Consider the following 18,291-nt stretch of genomic DNA (forward strand, 5'->3'; position numbering starts at 1 on the left):
AACACATCGACCGACGCGTCGGACACCACGGGCACCACCGACTCGACGGACGGTTCATCGGACACCTCGACAGACGCATCGGCGGCGGGCGCGGAGGACGTGTCGGAGTCCGAACGCCTCCTCTTCGGCGGCCCCCTCCGCTACGACATGGGCTGGAACCAGCATCACGGCTCCTTCCTGGAACTCGACCTGCGCACGATGGTGGCGCGCATGCCCCGGCTGATCGCCTCCACGATCCGGCTGGCGCACCGCGCCGACCCGCGCGCGCTGCGCTGGGTCGCCGGCGCGGAACTCGGCGGTGGCATCGCCCAGGCCGTCGGGCTCGTCGCCGTCAGCCAGGTCCTCACACACGTCCTGAACGGCGGCAGGACCAGCGAACGGCTCACCGAGGCCCTGCCCGCGTTCCTCGCCGTCGCGGTCACGGCCCTGATCGGCGCGCTGCTGCGGTCCGCCTCCACCGCCGGCACGGGCCGGCTGGAGCCCAAGGTCTACCGGGTGGCCACCGAGGAGTACCTGGAGCGGGTGGCGCGCGTCGAACTGGCCGCCGTCGAGGACGAGGAGTTCCACAAACTGCTGGACTCGGCGCAGTGGGGCGCCGAGTCGGCCCGCCGGATGATCAAGTTCTGTACGTCGGTGGTCACCGCGGCCATCTCGTTCATCGCCGCGGCGGGCGTACTGACCGTGCTCCACCCCGTCCTGCTCCCCCTCCTCGCCCTCATGACCCTGCCCAGCGCCTGGAGTTCACTGACGATCGCGCGCCGGCGCTATGTCTCCTTCCACACCTGGATCCAGCACGCCCGCGCCGGCCAGCTCCTCGGACGTCTGCTCATCGACGCCCAGGCCGCGGCCGAGGTACGCGTCCACAACATCGGCCCGTTCCTGCTCAGGCACTTCCGGACGATGGCCGAGACGGGTGAGAAGGAACAGACCCGCCTGGCCTCTCTCGCGGCCCGCACCGGCCTGGTCGCTTCCGGCTGGACGGGCATCACCACCGCGGCGACGTACGCCACCCTCGGCGCACTGCTGTGGACCGGAGCCATGGACCTGGCCGTCGCCGGCACCGCGGTCATCGCCGTCCGCACGGGCTCCGCCAACCTCGAAGGGCTGGTCGTGCAGCTCAACTTCCTCTACGAGGAAAGCCTGTTCGTCGCCGACCTCGACCGCCTGTGCCGGGAGGCCGACCGCCGTCTGATCCCCGCGTCCGGAGTCCCGCTGCCGGAGAAGGTCCGCACGATTCAGTTCGAGAACGTCTCCTTCACCTATCCGGGCACCACCGACGACAAGCCGGCGCTCACCGGCGTTGACGTCACGATCCCCGCCGGCCGGATCGTCGCCCTGGTCGGCAACAACGGCAGCGGCAAGTCCACCCTGGCCAAACTGCTCTGCGGCCTGTACGCCCCGGACTCGGGCCGCATCCTGTGGGACGACGTGGACACCACCGAGGCCGACCGGACCGCGCTGTTCGACCGTGTGGCCGTGGTGGCCCAGGACTTCTACCGCTGGCCCTTCACGGCCCGTATCAACGTGGCCATCGGCCGCCCCGAAGCCCCGCACGACGAACCGCTGCTGGACGCGGCGGCCGAATACGCGGGCGCCGACGAGACGGTGGCCTCGCTCCCCCGCGGCTGGGACACCCTGCTCGCCCGCGGCTACAAGGGCGGCCACCAGATCTCGGGCGGCCAGTGGCAACGCCTCGGCATCGCCCGCGCCCGCCACCGCGACGCCCAGATCCTGGTGGTCGACGAACCGACGAGCGCACTGGACGCGGAGGCGGAACAGCGGGCCTTCGACCAGATCCGCGCGCTGTCGGCGGAGGGCCAGACGGTCATCCTGATCACCCACCGCCTGCACAGTGTCCGGCACGCGGACGAGATCTACGTCCTGGACGAGGGCAGCGTGACGGAACACGGCTCGTTCGACGAGCTGATGGCTGTGGAGGAGGGGGCGTTCCGCAAGATGTACCTGATCCAGTCGAGGCAGTACGTGCACGAGGGACCGGCACGGGTTCCGGGGCAGCGGGGGGAGGGTGTGCGGGAGGCGCCGGGGCGGGGGGACTGAGCCCCGGCGTCGACCGGGGTGACGGGGCGATGCACGGCCGCCGACCGTGCATCGTGCCCTCGCGGAGATATGGACGAGACGCCCGTACGGAAGAGCACGGGGAGCAGCGCTCGCCAAGCCGCTTCAGACGCTCGCGGGCTGTTCCAGCGCGACCACGACCATGACCGGGAGGTCGGCGTCCTGCTGTACGACACCGGCGGTGAGGACCTGGCCGTCCAGGGCCCACTTCCGCACGTCGATGAACTCGTCCCGGTCCTCCGCTGTCTGCTCGGCCGGAACGAGGTGCCCGGCGAGGGGGGATGCCTCGATCTCGGGGAGGAACCCGGACAGCACCTGCTCGCCCTCCTCGTAAACGGCGTCCAGGTCGTCGAAGTAGCCCGAGGCGTCGACATCACGGATCCACACGGCGAACGAGACGCTGACCGCCCCACCGCCGAACGTCTGGATCCAGCCCCCGACGCCGTCCTTGTCCCACGACGTCTCCACGCCGTCACGGGGCTTGCCCCCGGGCGTCCACTCCTGGGCCGAGAACCGCGCCGCCGCACCCTCGGCGGTCAGCGGGACGAGGGCCCGGAGTTCTTCCAGCATCGCGGTCACTGTGGCCATGGGCTGAGCGTGAGCGGGCTGGTCGTAGTAGTGCTCGCCCGCGACCAGCACCGAGGTGACGTGGACCGGAAGCCCTTGTGCGGTGCGGGGCACCTCTTGGCCGGTCTGGCGGGTGAAGCCGAGGGAGACGCCGGCAACGAACGGGTACTCGGCCTCGGAGGTGTTGACGGTCCAGCCACGCTCGGCCGCCCGGCGGAACAGGTCCTCGGCGGGGGTGGCGAAGACGTCGTCACCGTCGAGCAGGACCCGCACGTCCGCCTCCCGGCCCTCGCCCGGCCACCACAACTCGACTGCGGTGACTGCCTTGCCCGACTCCTCCAGCAGGATGTTGACGCGCACGTTCCCGCAGGAGGTGTAGATCGTCCTCTCGTCGTCGTCCTGCTCGACCTCGTGGGGCCCCCACGGGGACACCGCCGCGACGGCTTCGTCGAGGGACATGCCCAGCCGTACGGGGCCGGCGCCGTGGGGCGGGTCAAGAACGATGTCCACAGGTGCTCCTTCTGCGCTTTGTTGGAGAATGTCGCACGCCCATCACCGATGACAACGCCGAGATCCTGGACCGGAACGCCCAGCGGCGAGCGACGGTCGAGGAGTTGGCGATCGTGCCGCGGAAGGGACACGGGGAACCGGCGTCGCCGCAAGGCGCTGAACGGGGGCGATCGACGCGATGCCGGCGACCCCGCACACCCCCGTTGGTACGGCTCTACCATCACCACCACCCTCGAGGGTCGGCGTCCGGCTCCTTCCAGCCTGATCGCCAATCACCTCGAGCCGCCGCCCCCGACCCAGGACAGGTCGGTGCGGTGCCGTCAGGTCCGCGCGGTCGACGCGGGTGACTGACCCGGCGTCGCGATGCAGCCTCGCCGCTGGCGGCCTAGCGTGGAAGCATGGCCGATATACCAGCGACGGCCCGTCTCGTGGGAACGGTCCGCACACGCGAGCCCTCATTGATGCAGAAGCTGCTGCTGAAGCCCCTCGATTTCGGCTGCCGACCGGTGGTGACCGAGGAGCCGGACGGCGCGTTGTCGGTTGGTGTCATTGCCAGCAGCGAGCAGATGCAATCGCTGAGACAGGACGGATACGACGTCTCGGTCCACGTGGCGCAGTCCGCGGACGAGCCACCGGCAGACGTCGGGAAGGGCGACCGGTTCGCGGAAGGGCGAATTGCGCTGGAAGGCCTCGGGGAGAAGGTCCGCGACGATGAGGAGTCGGCGCCATGACCCACCTGGCACTTGACCGGTATCTCAACGTCGGCGAAGTGGATTCCGCCCTCTCAGGACTGGCTGCCGAGTACCCCGACCTGTCGCGCCGCGTCACGCTGCCGTACACGACCTTCGAGGGACGCCGGTGCCGCGCTCTGGTCATTGGGGACAGCAGCTTCCTGGGCAACCTCCTGAACCGGCCGCGTAAGCCATGCGTGTTCTTCACCGCCTGTGCACACGCGCGTGAATGGGGCGGTGCCGAGATCTGCCTGTCGTTCGCCGCGGACCTGCTGGAGGCGTACAAGACGGGTGCCGGCCTCCGCTACGGAGGAGCCTTCTACGACAAGGACACCATCAGACGCATCATCGATGAGCTGTATGTCGTCGTCCTTCCGTGCGTGAACCCCGACGGGCGCAATTTTTCGCAGACTTACCACGCGGAAGCGACCCCAGAAGCCCGCTACAACCGCGAGATGTGGCGCAAGAACCGCTCGCCCCGAGGAAATGGCGTCGGGGTGGACATCAACCGCAACCACTCGTTCCTCTGGGACTTCCGCCGGTACTTCTCCCCGTACGCGAACAAGAGCTCTCTGGCGTCGGACAACCCCGGGAGCGACCTCTTCCACGGCCACACTCCGAATTCTGAACCAGAGACGCGGAACATCCACTGGCTGCTCGACCGGATCGACAAGTGGCCCCCGCTGGTGTGGTCGACTCCGTTCGGCAGCCTGGCACCGCATTGGTACGTCGACATCCACAGCTTCAGCAACACGGTGATGCACGTGTGGGGGCACGACGAAAACCAGATGCGGGACCCCTTCACGACCTTCGCGACGTCTCGGTACGACGGCAAGCGAGGCACCTCGTGCAGGCAGAACGAACCGGCCGCAGGGCCGCAGGGCTGCTCGTACGCGGAGTTCATCGAAGCTGAGGACGAGGCAGTGGTGTCGGGCGGCGCCGCGATCATGGCGGAGGCCATCGGCAAGGTCCGGGGTGTGACCTACGACGACATCCAGTCGTTCTGGCTGAAGGCTCCCAGCATCTCCAACGACAAAATGCCCTACCCGACGTCCGGTACCGTCACGGACTACGCCTACAGTCGCCACCTGACCAGCAACGCCGTCAAGGCGCACGCGCTCGTCGTCGAGTTCGGCAGGTATTACACGGACGACTTCCCCAGGAGTTTCCACCCTCCGTGGCAGGAGATGGCAGAGATCATCAAGGAAGTCAGTTCAGGCATGACGGCCCTCTGCCACAACGCCCTCACGCACCCGACGAGCCCCGGCCCTCTCGGGCCGGTCCAGAAGCCGTGGGACTGGCCTTGGAAGATCTGGGTGCACCGGATCGAGAAGATCCCGGACATGCTCAAGCCACTGGCCAAAGAGGCGGTGCGGTTCACCGCGGCGGCGGTTCAGAAGAACCTGAGGAACATGTGAGCACGGCTCGTTCCTGTCACCCTTCGCAGAAGAGCAGGCACGCCGTCCCGATCACGCCTGTCCTGCCCGTTCCTGCCTGACCAAAGGGCCGGACAAGATGCGCGCAAGCCGCCGCGGAGCGATGACATGAGCATCACGTCGTGCTCTCACGGCCGACGAGCGCGCCGACCACGAGGAGTTCAGGAACTGCTCGCCGAGGCGGGAATCGAGGACCAGGACTCAGACCGGGGACCGCAGGGCGGCCTGTCACCGCATTCGGCAAAAGCAAAAGCCCCAGGTCACGGCGAGTGAGTCCTGGGGCTTCCACAGAGCCGCCTTCGGGATTCGAACCCGAGACCTACGCATTACGAGTGCGTTGCTCTGGCCAACTGAGCTAAGGCGGCAAGCTACCTGCGGCGATACCCGTCCTCGCGAGAACACGTTCGCATCAGCAGCGGCGCCAAGTCTACAGGGTTGTTTCGGGTGCCCCGAACCACCCCCGGGAGCCCCCGCCGCGGCCCCCGGGTCACCCCGCCCCGCGTCAGCTGCAGGTCTTGTTCTTCGGCGGGGTGGTGCCCTCCAGCAGGTAGGTGTTGATCGCCGTGTCCACGCAGTCGCTGCCCCGCCCGTATGCCGTGTGTCCGTCACCCTCGTACGTCAGCAGCGTGCCCGACGAGAGCTGGCCGGCCAGGCCCTGCGCCCACTTGTAGGGGGTCGCGGGGTCGCGCGTCGTGCCGACGACCACGATCGGGGCCGCTCCCTTCGCCTCGATGCGGTGCGGCTTGCCCGTGGCGGGGACCGGCCAGTAGGCGCAGTTCAGCGAGGCCCAGGCGAAGCCACGGCCGAAGACCGGGGACGCCTTCTCGAACTCCGGAAGGGCCGACTGGACCGCCGACGGGCCGCCGAAGGCCGGGGGCAGGTCCACGCAGTTCACGGCGGCGTTGGCGTACATCAGGTTCGCGTACGAGCCGTCGCCCTCGCGCTCGTAGTAGCTGTCCGCCAGGGACAGGAGCGGCGCGCCCTGGCCGGCCATCGCGTCGGTGAGGGCCTGGCGCAGCTGCGGCCAGGCCGCCTCGTCGTACATCGCGGCGATCACTCCCGTCGTCGCCAGCGACTCCCCCAGCGCGCGGCTCTCGCCGGTCGGGACGGGCTGGGCGTCGAGCTCGGTGAAGAAGGCCTTGAGCCGGGTGGACGCGTCCGCCGCGGACGTGTTGCCGAGCGGGCAGTCCGGCTGCTTGACGCAGTCGGCGGCGAAGGACTGGAACGCCGTCTCGAACCCGGCGGTCTGGTCGCGGTTCATCTGCCGCGACGGCAGCGACGGGTCCATCGCACCGTCGAGGACGAGGCGGCCTGTGCGGTCGGGGAACAGCTCGGCGTACGTGGCGCCGAGGAAGGTGCCGTACGAAGCGCCGACGTACGAGAGCTTCTTGTCGCCCAGCACGGACCGCAGGATGTCCATGTCACGCGCCGCGTCCACCGTGGACACATGCGGAAGGATCTTGCCGGAACGCTGCTCGCAGCCCGCCGCGAAGTTCTTGAGCGCCCCGGACAGCTTGGTGGCCTCGGCGGCGTCGTCGGGGGTCTGGTCGACCTGCGTGTACGCGTCCATCTCCTTGCCCGTGAGGCATTCGACGGGTTCGCTGCGGGCGACCCCGCGGGGGTCGATGGCGACCATGTCGTACTGGGCGCGCACCGGCGCCGGGTAGCCGACACCCGCGTAGCTCTGGAGATAGCCGATCGCCGAGCCGCCGGGCCCTCCCGGGTTGACCTGGAGCGAGCCGAGGCGCTTGCCCGGGCCCGTGGCCTTCTTGCGGGCGACGGCCAGCTTCACGGAGTCGCCGTCCGGCTTCGCGTAGTCGAGGGGGGCCTTCATCGTGGAGCACTCGAAGCCCTCGACTCCGCAGGCCCGCCACTTCAGCTTCTGCGCGTAGTACGGCTGGAGAGCGGCGCTCGGGGCCGGGCCGCCGCTCGGTGTGGACCCGGCGGCGCTGGAGGACGAATTCCCGTCCGTACAGCCGGAGATCAGCAGGCCGGCGGTCGCCAGCGTGAGGGCGGACTTGCGGAACCAGCGCCTTGTGTCCATGCCCGGAGCGTAGGCGACGAGACCGGAAGATGCCCGTCCGCGCGCGTACGAGTGAGCCGGTCAACCACGGACGGCCCCACCGTCCGGGAGCCGTCGTACAGTGCGATGAAACGCCGCCGCCCCGCCCGGTCAGCCCGCCCGCAGCGCCATCGTCATCGCCTCGACCGCCAGCAGAGGCGCCACATTCGCCTCCAGCGCCTCTCGGCACGCGGTGATCGCCTCTATCCGGCGCAGGGTGCGCTCGGGGGTGGACGATCCGACGATCCGGTCCAGCGCGTCCTGTACGTCTCCGTTGGCGATCGCGATACCGGAGCCGAGCTGGAGCGCGAGGACGTCGCGGTAGAAACCGGTCAGGTCGCTGAGGGCGAGGTCCAGGGTGTCGCGCTGCGTCCGTGTCTTGCGGCGCTTCTGCCGGTCCTCCAGGTCCTTCATCACGCCCGCGGTCCCCCGCGGCATCCGGCCGCCCTGTGCCGCGCCGAGGGCTGCCTTCAGCTCCTCGGTCTCCTTGGTGTCGACCTCGTCCGCGACCTGCTTGGCGTCCTCGGCCGCGGCGTCGATCAGTTCCTGCGCGGCCTTCAGACAGCCTCCGACGTCGTCCACACGCAGCGGCAGCTTGAGCACGGTGGCCCTGCGCGCCCGGGCCTTCTCGTCGGTCGCGAGGCGTCGCGCCCGCCCGATGTGGCCCTGCGTGGCCCGCGCGGCCGCGGCCGCCACGCCGGGCTCGATGCCGTCCCGCCGGATCAGCACATCGGCGACGGCGTCGACCGGCGGCGTACGCAGGGTGAGGTGCCGGCAGCGCGAGCGGATGGTCGGCAGCACGTCTTCCAGCGACGGCGCGCACAGCAGCCACACGGTGCGGGGTGCGGGCTCCTCCACGGCCTTCAGCAGGACGTTGCCGGCGCCCTCGGTGAGCCGGTCGGCGTCCTCCAGGATGATCACCTGCCAGCGGCCGACGGCAGGGGAGAGCTGGGCGCGGCGGACGAGCTCGCGGGTCTCCTTGACGCCGATGGACAGCATGTCGGTGCGGACGACGTCGACGTCGGCATGTGTCCCCACGAGGGCGGTGTGACAGCCGTCGCAGAATCCGCATCCGGGCGCCGCGCCGAGGGCCCGGTCGGGGCTGACGCACTGGAGCGCGGCGGCGAACGCACGCGCCGCGGTGGACCGTCCCGATCCCGGCGGACCGGTGAACAGCCAGGCATGGGTCATCTTCGAAGCCTCGGGGGCGGCTTCACCGCGGGACTCGGCGGTGACCAGGGTGTCGGCGTCCTGCGCGGCGGCACCGAGCTGCACCTGCACCCGGTCCTGTCCGACCAGTTCGTCCCACACGGTCATGCGCCGTCACCTGCCTTTGTCCTGGGGCTCCCATTGTGGGGCAGGGGTCCGACACTCAGCGCACGCGCTCGATCGCGTGAGTGCACGAAAGCGAGCTTGGAGGGAGCCAAAATCCCTGAGCACCGGGCCGTCCGGGCCGAGCCCGGCCCCCGGGACGGAGATGGCGACAACACGCCTCAGCGGCCGCCGCGCCCCCGGCGCCCGTTGTCGTCCTCGTCGTGCGGACCCAGCAGTTCGTCCGCCAGCGTCGGCAGATCGTCCAGCGGGGTCTCCTCCGCCCAGTCCGAGCGCCGCCGCGGGCGGCCCGTCGCCGGGTCGACCTGCGGGAGTTCACGCGTGCGGTCCGAGCCGCCCTCCTGCGCGGACCCGCGATCCTGCACCGGCTCCTGGTCCCGCACCGGCGGAAGAACGGCCGTCTCGTCCGCCTCCCGCAGCTGCGGGATCACCGCGGTTTCGTCCGCGTCCCGCACCGGCGGAACCGGCGGAATCACCGCGGTCTCCTCCGCGTCCCGCACCGGCCGCAGCACAGCCGTCTCGTCGTTGTTCCGCACCGGCGGGAGAACCGCCGTCTCGTCCGCCGCGGCCGCCGGAGGCTGTGGCACCTCCTGCGTCACCTCGTCCGGCCGCACGACGGGCGTGGGAGCCGTCACCTCGGCGGCAGGCGCGGCAGCCGCTGCCGCCGCCTCCGCCAGCCGGCGCGCCTCCTCCGCCCGCAGCAGGGCCTCCTCGGCCTTGCGCTGCTTCTCCAGACGACGCTCGTCGGCCTCGGCCCGCAGCCGGGCCTCCTCCTCCGCCTGCTTGCGCCGGCGCTCTTCCTCCTCGCGGCGGGTCTTCTCCTCGGCCTCACGGCGTCGGCGTTCCTCCTCCGCGAGGCGTCGCGCCTCCTCGGCCCGCTGCCGGGCCTCCTCCGCCTGCCGTTCGGCCTCGCGCTGCCGCGCCTCCTCCAGCTCGCGGCGCTTGCGCTCCTCCTCCTCGGCACGGAGCTTGGCCAGCTGTTCCTGGCGCTCGCGCTCGAGGCGCTCCTCCTCCGCCTTGCGCGCGGCCTCTTCCTCGGCCTTGCGGCGGGCTTCCTCCTCGGCCGCCTTGCGGGCCTCCTCCTGCGCCTTGATCTCGGCGTCGGACAGGGGCAGCAGCTGGTCGAGGCGGTGGCGTACGACGGTGGTGACGGCCTCCGGCTCCTGGCCGGCGTCCACCACCAGGTAGCGCCCCGGGTCGGCGGCGGCGAGCGTCAGGAAGCCCGACCGCACCCGATGGTGGAACTCCGCCGGCTCGGACTCCAGCCGGTCGGGCGCTTCCGTGAAGCGTTCCCGCGCGGCCTCCGGCGAGACGTCGAGCAGCACCGTCAGATGCGGTACGAGCCCGTCCGTGGCCCAGCGCGAGATCCGTGCGATCTCGGTGGGCGAGAGGTCGCGGCCGGCGCCCTGGTAGGCGACGGAGGAGTCGATGTAGCGGTCGGAGATGACGATGGCGCCGCGTTCCAGCGCGGGCCGGACGACCGATCCGACGTGTTCGGCGCGGTCCGCGGCGTACAGCAGTGCCTCGGCGCGGTTCGACAGACCGGCGGACGAGACGTCGAGCAGGATGGACCGCAGCCGCTTGCCGACCGGCGTCGCGCCCGGCTCACGGGTGACGACGACCTCGTGGCCCTTGGCGCGGATCCACTGGGCCAGGGCCTCGACCTGGGTGGACTTCCCGGCTCCGTCACCGCCCTCTATCGCGATGAAGAACCCGGTGCCGGCGGGCGCCACGGCCGGGTCGGCCCCGCCGCGCAGCGCGTCGCGCAGATCGCGGCGCAGCGGAACGCCTGAGCGGTCGTCGGTCTTCGCGAGGATGATCGCGGCGACGGGCAGCAGGAGCGCGCCCACCAGCATCAGGGTGAATCCGGCGCCGCCGTGGGCGAAGACGAAGTCTCCGCTCGCCAGCCGGTGCGGCCCGATGGCCGCGGCGAGCAGGGGGGCCGCGACCGCGCCGACGGCGATGGCGACCCGGACGACGGCCTGGAGGTGGTCGGTGATCCGGGCCCGGCGGAAGTCCTCCGCTTCCTGGTCGATGAGCGTGTGGCCGATGTTCGCGGCGACTCCGGCCGAGAAGCCCGCGAGCAGCGCGAGCAGCAGCACGGTCGCCGTGTCCGGCACGAGCCCCATCGCGAGCAGCGCCACTCCGGTGACCGTGAGGGCCAGGACGAGGAGGCGGCGGCGCGAGAGCGACGGCAGGACCGACGCGGCCCCCCGGATGCCGAGCCCCGTGCCGCCGGTCAGCACGAGGACCAGCAGGGCGAACGCGGCGGGTCCGCCACCGAGGTCGACCGCGTGCAGGACGGCGACGGCGACGGCCGACGAGATCGCCGCGGCGACCGCGGCACAGGCGAGGACGAACAGCGGTATGGCTCCGGTGCGCCCCTTGTCGAGGGTGCCCCCGGTGGACGGCCGTCGCAGCCCTTCGAGCGGCGAGCGCGGCCTCGCCGTCGAGGAGCCGGGCAGCTCGATGAAGTACAGCGTCGACACGGAGGCGGCGAAGAGTCCGGCGGCGACGTACGACCCGAGGGCCGCCTGGTGCAGCGAGAACCAGTCCAGGCCGGTGGCGAGGAGGTTGCCGATCAGGGTCGCGACCAGCAGCACCGCGGCGCCGAGGGGAATGACGGCGAAACCGGTGCGCAGCCAGAGCCGGCGCAGCGCGTCGAGGTGGTCGGGCAGCGGGCGTACCGCCGCGCCCTCCGGCGGCGGGGCGGGCAGCAGCGCGGGCGCGGCACCGTCGCGGGCGACGGTCCAGAAGCGCTCGGCGACTCCCGCGACGAACACGGTGATCAGCAGGATCGCCGCCGCGTTGTCGAGGGTCCAGTCCACCCACAGCGGGGCGACGATCAGCAGAACGGCTCGCAGTCCGTCCGCCCCGATCATGGTCCAGCGGCGGTCGAGCGGGCCCTTGGGCGAGGTGAGGGTCGTCAGCGGACCCAGCAGAACGGCTCCGAAGAGCAGCGTGGCGAGGACGCGGGCGCCGAGAACGGCGGCGACGGCGAACGCCGCGCCCCGATAACCGTCGCCGAACGTGCCCGCCAGCACCGCCGCCTGAAGGGTCAGCAGCAGAAGGACGAACACGGAAAGGGCGTCGCCGATACCGCCCACGATCTGCGCGTTCCAGAGTCTCCTCAACGGAGGGAAGCGCAGGAGAGCGCGCACTGCGCGCTCACGGGAGTCTGCGGCAAGGGTGTCGGAGTCTGAGGCAGTCTCTGAGGCGGTGCTCACGACCGCCTGCTGCTCGGCTGGCTGCTCGGCTCGCGTCATCCGCCCAGCCTATCCGGAGCGTACGACTCCCCGGAGGCCCGTCCGAACAAACGGGCGCTTTGTACGGAGGGGTCGGCATCCACCTGCCGCACCCCCGCACAAAGCGCCCCTGCGAATCCGTACGGAAAGCGTACGAAGCCGAGCGAACCGGACCGGACAGGCCGTCGACCCGCGGACCGACGGCCTGCTTGTCCTACTCGTCCGAGGACGCGGCCGGCGTGGACGTGGTCCTCGCCGTCGCCGCCGACTTCTTGGCGACCGTCTTCTTCGCCGCCGTCTTCTTCGCGGTGGTCGTCTTCTTGGCCGCCGTCTTCTTCGCGGCCGCCTTCTTCGCCGGCGCCTTCTTGGCCGGAGCCTTCTTCGCCGTCTTCTTGGCGGGACCCTTGGCACGCTTCTCGGCGAGGAGCTCGTAACCGCGCTCCGGCGTGATCTCCTCGACGCTGTCGCCGGTCCGCAGGGTCGCGTTCGTCTCGCCGTCGGTGACGTACGGGCCGAAGCGGCCGTCCTTGACCACCACGGGACGCTCGCTCACCGGGTCGGTACCCAGCTCCTTGAGCGGCGGCTTGGCGGCGGCGCGGCCACGCTGCTTCGGCTGCGCGTAGATCGCGAGAGCCTCCTCCAGCGTGATGTTGAAGAGCTGGTCCTCGGTCTCCAGGGAGCGCGAGTCCGTGCCCTTCTTCAGATACGGGCCGTACCGGCCGTTCTGCGCGGTGATCTCCACGCCCTCGCTGTCGGCGCCGACGATCCTCGGCAGCGACATCAGCTTCAGCGCGTCCTCGAGGGTGACGGTGTCCAGCGACATCGACTTGAAGAGCGAGGCGGTGCGCGGCTTGACCGCGTTCTTGCCGGTCTTCGGGGTGCCCTCGGGCAGGACCTCCGTGACGTACGGGCCGTAGCGCCCGTCCTTCGCGACGATCTCGTGACCCGTCGACGGGTCGGTGCCGAGCGCGAAGTCACCGCTCGGCTTGGCCAGCAGCTCCTCCGCGTACTCGACGGTGAGCTCGTCCGGCGCGAGGTCGTCGGGGACGTCGGCGCGCTGGTGGCCCTCGGAGTCCTTCTCGCCGCGCTCGATGTACGGGCCGTAGCGGCCGACACGCAGCACGATCGCGCTGCCGACCGGGAAGCTGGAGATCTCCCGGGCGTCGATGGCGCCGAGGTCGGTCACCAGTTCCTTGAGGCCGCCGAGGTGGTCGCCGTCGCCGTTGCCCGCGGCGGACGCGGCACCCTTGTCGTCGCCCTCGCCGAAGTAGAAGCGCCGCAGCCACGGCACGGCCTGGGCCTCGCCCCGCGCGATGCGGTCGAGGTCGTCCTCCATGCGGGCGGTGAAGTCGTAGTCGACGAGCCGGCCGAAGTGCTTCTCCAGCAGGTTGACCACGGCGAAGCTCAGGAACGACGGCACGAGCGCCGTCCCCTTCTTGAACACATAGCCGCGGTCGAGGATGGTGCCGATGATCGAGGCGTACGTCGACGGGCGGCCGATCTCGCGCTCTTCCAGCTCCTTGACCAGCGAGGCCTCGGTGTAGCGGGCGGGCGGCTTGGTGGCGTGGCCGTCGACCGAGATCTCCTCGGACGTGAGCGCGTCACCCTCGGCGACCTGCGGCAGCCTGCGCTCGCGGTCGTCGAGCTCGGCGTTCGGGTCGTCGGCCCCTTCCACGTACGCCTTCATGAAGCCGTGGAAGGTGATCGTCTTGCCGGACGCGGTGAACTCGGCGTCCCGGCCGTCGGCGGCGACCCCGCCGATCTTCACGGTGACGGAATTACCGGTCGCGTCCTTCATCTGGGAGGCGACGGTCCGCTTCCAGATCAGCTCGTAGAGCTTGAACTGGTCGCCCGTCAGGCCGGTCTCGGCCGGGGTGCGGAAACGGTCGCCCGAGGGGCGAATCGCCTCGTGCGCCTCCTGCGCGTTCTTGACCTTGCCGGCGTACACGCGCGGCTTGTCGGGCAGGTAGTTGGCGCCGTACAGCTGTGTGACCTGCGCCCGCGCCGCCGAGACGGCCGTGTCCGAGAGCGTGGTGGAGTCCGTACGCATATAGGTGATGAAGCCGTTCTCGTACAGCTTCTGCGCGACCTGCATGGTGGCCTTGGCCCCGAAGCCGAGCTTGCGGGACGCCTCCTGCTGCAGCGTCGTCGTACGGAAGGGGGCGTACGGAGACCGGCGGTACGGCTTGGACTCGACCGAGCGGACCGCGAACGTGGCGTTCTCGAGGGCGGCGGCCAGCGAGCGGGCGTTCGCCTCGTCGAGGTGGAGCACCTGCGCCGACTTGAGCCGGCCGTCCGAACCGAAGTCACGGCCCTGGGCGACGCGCTGCCCGTCGACCGTGTTCAGGCGGGCGGTGAGTGTCGAGGGGTCGGAGGCGTCACCGGCGCGGCCGGTGGAGAACGTACCCGTCAGATCCCAGTACTCGGCGGAGCGGAAGGCGATGCGCTCACGCTCCCGCTCGACGACGAGGCGGGTGGCGACGGACTGCACACGGCCGGCCGACAGCCGGGGCATGACCTTCTTCCACAGGACCGGCGAGACCTCGTAGCCGTAGAGGCGGTCGAGGATGCGGCGGGTCTCCTGGGCGTCGACCATGCGCTGGTTGAGTTCGCGCGGGTTGGCGACGGCGTCGCGGATCGCGTCCTTGGTGATCTCGTGGAAGACCATCCGGTGGACGGGGACCTTGGGCTTGAGGACTTCCAGCAGGTGCCAGGCGATGGCCTCGCCCTCGCGGTCCTCATCGGTGGCGAGGTAGAGCTCGTCGGATTCGGCGAGCTGCTCCTTGAGCTTTCTGACCTGGGCCTTCTTGTCGGCGTTGACGACATAGATCGGCTGGAAGTCGTGTTCGACGTCGACTCCGAGGCGACGCACTTCGCCGGTGTACTTCTCGGGGACCTCGGCCGCGCCGTTCGGGAGGTCGCGGATGTGCCCGACACTCGCCTCGACGACATAGCCGGGGCCGAGATAGCCCTTGATCGTCTTCGCCTTGGCAGGCGACTCGACGATCACGAGTCGGCGGCCGCCCTGTGCGGTCTCGCTGGTCGGGGACAACTTCGCTCTTCTCTCCGGTCGACGCTCGATGGGCGCTCACGGCGGTACGGCACGGTCGGCGCACTGCTGTGGCGCTGCTGTCGCTGCGGAGTGTGACGGTACAACCCGCCCCCGTGTCAAACGGCAAAAGCCCGCAACGGCCACTCGAACGGTAACCCGACTCCGGCCATTCCTGCCGCCCGGACCGGCACGAGGTCGTCAGGGGCCCCCGGTCAGACGCGGCCGAAGCACCAGACCCCGAGGGCCAAGGAGAGGGCCCCGAAGAGTGTTGCGAGGGTGGCTGCCGTGGCGGGACTCACTCCGTGTGCGACCGGTGCGCGGTGCATCACACGCATTCCCGTCCACACCAGGAGTCCGGCTCCGAACAGCGTGAACGCCGCTCCGGCGAAGATCGCCGGCCCATTCTCCATATCCGTGCCCCGCCCTTCCCTGACGCCGAACCGGTGCGGCGTCGCTCCCGGAGGCCGAGGCTGGCACCTCCGGGAGTCAGTGGGGCGAATTCCGGGTGAACGCGGCGTGGGTTCACCCGGCCGGTGGCATTGGCCGATTTCACCTCATGGTGCGGCCGGGAAGTCCGCTTCCGGCCGCCGGGCGGGGCGGCCGGATGCACGGCTGCGGTCGATCGCCTGGGGGCACCGGCTCCCGCCAGGCAGGCGGCGGCACGGGCTCGTGTCGGGCGACCGGGGGTGCGGGCTGCCCAGGCGGGCCGCGGCCTGAGCTCGTGTCGGGCGGCTGGGTGTGCGGGCTACCCCAGGCGGACTGCGGCACGGACTCGTGTCGGGCGGCTGGGTGTGCCGGCTGCCCCAGGCTGCCGGCGGCCTGGGCGTGTCGGGCGGCCGGGCAGCATGCCCTCCCTTGGGCCCCGGCCCCGTCAGGCGACCGGCGGCACGGGCTCTTGCGGCACCGGCTCCAGGAAGCCCTCCTCCACCAGCAGCCGCAGCGCCTGCGGTGTGCGGTCCCGCAGCAGCACCGGGTCCTCCTCGATCAGCTGGGCGATCGCGTCGAGGATCCGTCCGGCGCTCAGCGTGCCGTCGCAGGCCCCGGCGAATCCGGCTCCGACGGTGTCGACCTTGGTGGCCCGCCGCATCCCTCGGTGCTGGCGCAGCACCACATGCTCGGGGTCCTCCGCTCCCGGCAGACCCACCTGTTCCTGGACGACTTCCTGAGCGAGCGTGAAGTGGTCGGCGAGGAGGGCCGCGTCGTCGTGCGTCCGCAGGTAGTCCTGGCGGTCGAAGTGCGCCCGCACCGTCGCGCCGAGCGGCTGCTCCACGGGGTGCGGCCACTCCTCGGTGACGATCGAGGGGGCAGCGGACTCGGACTTGTGGAGCGTGATCCAGCCGAAGCCGATCGCCTGGGTCTTGCGCGCCTCGAACTCGTCCAGCCACGCCTCGTACAGCTCGGCGTACTTCTCGGGATCGCCGCGGTGGTCACCGCTGTCGCGCAGCCACAGCTCGGCGTACTGGGTGACGTCCTGCACCTCGCGCTGCACGATCCAGGCGTCGCACCCGCGCGGCACCCAGGAGCGCAGCCGCTGCTGCCACTCCTCACCCTCCACGTGCTGCCAGTTGGCGAGGAAGTGGGCATAGCCCTCGTCGTTCAGCCTCTCCCCCGCCTGCTGAACCAGCGAGCGGCACAGATCGTCCCCACCCATCCCGCCGTCGCGGTAGGTCAGTCGCGCACCGGGAGAGATGACGAAGGGCGGGTTCGACACGATCAGGTCGTACGTGTCGTCGCCCACCGGCTCGAAGAGCGACCCCTCCCGCAGATCGGCCTCCGGAGCCGCGGAGAGCGCGAGCGTGAGCCGCGTGAAGTGCAGGGCGCGCGGGTTCAGATCGGTGGCGGTGACCCGGGTGGCGTGCTGTGCCGCGTGCAGCGCCTGGATGCCGGAGCCGGTGCCGAGGTCCAGGGCGGAGGACACCGGCGCACGGACCGTGATGCCGGCCAGCGTGGTGGACGCGCCACCGACACCGAGGACGACTTCCTCGGCCCGGCCGGCCGCTCCGCCCGCGCCACCGACCGCGCACCCGAGGTCGGAGACGACGAACCAGTCCTGTCCATCGGGTCCGCCGTAGGGCCGTACGTCGACGGTGGCACGGATGTCGTCGCCCTCACGCACCACCCAGCCGTCGGCGAGGCACTCCTCCAGCGGCAGGGCGGCCAGGGCCCGTTCGTACGCCACGGGCCGCTGCAGCAGGAACAGCCGCACCAGCGCGGCCAGATCGCCGTCCCCGCGGGTGGCTCGGAGCGCGGGGACGGTCTCGCTGCGGGCGAGCGCGGCATAGGCGGACGCGCCGAGGAGGTCGAGCAGCCCGTCGACGGTGAAGGCGCGGGCCAGCAGCGCCTCGCGCAGCGGGAGCGCACGGTCGGGCGACGGGAGGCCTGGGGCAACGCTGGTCGTACTCACCCGTCCATTGTGGCGGCCGCCACTGACAACCGCCGCTCCCGGCCCGTACGGGCGAGGCGCGGCGGCTCGGCCAGGAGCTGCCGGGAGGGACGGGGTGCGGCTCAGGCGGCCGAACCGCCGGACGGGGCCGGTGCCTTCAGCGGCTTGCAGCCCGGCTGCTTCGCCATGGCGTTACCCGTCTCCGCCTTCCGCAGCTTGTTCCGCGCGCTCTGGTTCTTCTCGATCTTCTCCAGACCGGCGGCGACGGGCTGGAGGCCGTCCGCGAACTTCTGCTGGTCCTTGGCGTTCAGCGCGTCGATCTGCTTCTTCAGATCGAGGTAGGACTTGGAGTTGGCGTCGAGCTCGGCGGCGGCGTCCTTGACGAGCTGCTCACCGGCGTCGACGGGCGGCGTCCCGGCGCCTCTGAACGCCGTCGCCAAGGCCTTGTTCACGTCCGCGAGGTCCTGGAAGGCCTTCGAGTCGGCGGCCTGGATGTCGGCGGGCTTGCCGTCCGAGGCGGTCGAGCGGATGAGCTGTTCCGCGTCGAACTGCTTCTTGATCTGCGGCTGCGCCTGGTCGCAGTACTTCTTGGCCCAGTCGTCGACCGAGAATTTGTCCGCGTCGCCTTCGCCGGAGCATCCCGACAGCGCGAGTACGAGCACCGCACCGCCGGACAGTGCGGCCGCAAGCTTCTTGTTCACCGGTTTGGTCCCTTCCAAGGCTTCTCGGCCCCGGAACATACACGGCACGTGGTCGACATTCGCGAGCCTTGCGTCCGGTTCATATTCTTTTGCCACTATTTGCACCAGAGAGAGAAGGCTCACGGCAGACGTCACGACCGACGTCACGACAGACGAACGGGCAGGCAGCACGCCACTGCGCGCCGCCCGCCCGTCG

General features: G+C 70.8%; 11 protein-coding genes and 1 tRNA gene. 3 read left to right on the forward strand and 9 right to left on the reverse strand.

Features of this window, described 5'->3' with window-relative positions; translation table 11 throughout:
• Positions 1–147 precede the first annotated feature (147 nt).
• Complete coding sequence (locus RPQ07_RS16970) at positions 148–2,058, forward strand: ABC transporter ATP-binding protein (RefSeq protein WP_313948924.1); 1,911 nt, start codon at positions 148–150, stop codon at positions 2,056–2,058.
• A 123-nt stretch (positions 2,059–2,181) separates the two neighbouring features.
• Here the strand turns inward: RPQ07_RS16970 and RPQ07_RS16975 are convergent, their stop codons facing one another.
• Positions 2,182–3,153: a hypothetical protein gene (locus tag RPQ07_RS16975; RefSeq protein ID WP_313944989.1), complete on the reverse strand. Its 972-nt coding sequence runs from the start codon at positions 3,151–3,153 to the stop codon at positions 2,182–2,184.
• A gap of 398 nt (positions 3,154–3,551) precedes the next feature.
• Here RPQ07_RS16975 and RPQ07_RS16980 point away from each other — a divergent pair, with 398 nt between their 5' ends.
• Entirely contained in the window at positions 3,552–3,884 is a 333-nt protein-coding gene (locus tag RPQ07_RS16980) for a hypothetical protein (RefSeq protein ID WP_313944990.1), read from the forward strand.
• The gene (locus RPQ07_RS16985; RefSeq protein WP_313944991.1) at positions 3,881–5,302 is read left to right on the forward strand and encodes a M14 family zinc carboxypeptidase; all 1,422 of its coding nucleotides are present in this window, start codon (positions 3,881–3,883) and stop codon (positions 5,300–5,302) included. The genes RPQ07_RS16980 and RPQ07_RS16985 overlap by 4 nt, the downstream gene beginning before the upstream one ends.
• Before the next feature lie 309 nt (positions 5,303–5,611).
• Here RPQ07_RS16985 and RPQ07_RS16990 read toward each other — a convergent pair.
• The 8 genes from RPQ07_RS16990 to RPQ07_RS17025 form a co-directional block, all read right to left on the reverse strand.
• Positions 5,612–5,685, reverse strand: a tRNA-Thr gene (locus RPQ07_RS16990).
• A 137-nt stretch (positions 5,686–5,822) separates the two neighbouring features.
• Positions 5,823–7,364, reverse strand: a complete 1,542-nt coding sequence (locus tag RPQ07_RS16995) for an alpha/beta hydrolase (protein WP_313944992.1) — start codon at positions 7,362–7,364, stop codon at positions 5,823–5,825.
• Between the two features lie 129 nt (positions 7,365–7,493).
• Entirely contained in the window at positions 7,494–8,699 is a 1,206-nt protein-coding gene (locus tag RPQ07_RS17000; protein WP_313944993.1) for a DNA polymerase III subunit delta', read from the reverse strand.
• Between the two features lie 176 nt (positions 8,700–8,875).
• Entirely contained in the window at positions 8,876–11,980 is a 3,105-nt protein-coding gene (tmk, locus tag RPQ07_RS17005) for a dTMP kinase (protein WP_313944994.1), read from the reverse strand.
• Positions 11,981–12,173: 193 nt separating this feature from the next.
• Positions 12,174–15,011 carry a type I DNA topoisomerase gene (gene topA, locus RPQ07_RS17010; protein ID WP_313944995.1) on the reverse strand — a complete coding sequence of 946 codons (2,838 nt, stop codon included), beginning with the start codon at positions 15,009–15,011 and terminating at the stop codon, positions 12,174–12,176.
• 212 nt (positions 15,012–15,223) lie between these two features.
• Positions 15,224–15,421 (reverse strand): hypothetical protein, encoded by a 198-nt coding sequence (locus RPQ07_RS17015; protein WP_313944996.1) that lies wholly within the window; start codon positions 15,419–15,421, stop codon positions 15,224–15,226.
• A gap of 461 nt (positions 15,422–15,882) precedes the next feature.
• Complete coding sequence (locus RPQ07_RS17020) at positions 15,883–17,415, reverse strand: class I SAM-dependent methyltransferase (RefSeq protein WP_313944997.1); 1,533 nt, start codon at positions 17,413–17,415, stop codon at positions 15,883–15,885.
• Positions 17,416–17,516: 101 nt separating this feature from the next.
• Entirely contained in the window at positions 17,517–18,095 is a 579-nt protein-coding gene (locus RPQ07_RS17025) for a small secreted protein (protein WP_313944998.1), read from the reverse strand.
• Positions 18,096–18,291: the final 196 nt, after the last annotated feature.

Origin of the sequence: Streptomyces sp. AM8-1-1, assembly GCF_032229325.1 — a bacterium.
GTDB classification, from domain to species: Bacteria; Actinomycetota; Actinomycetes; order Streptomycetales; family Streptomycetaceae; genus Streptomyces; species Streptomyces achmelvichensis.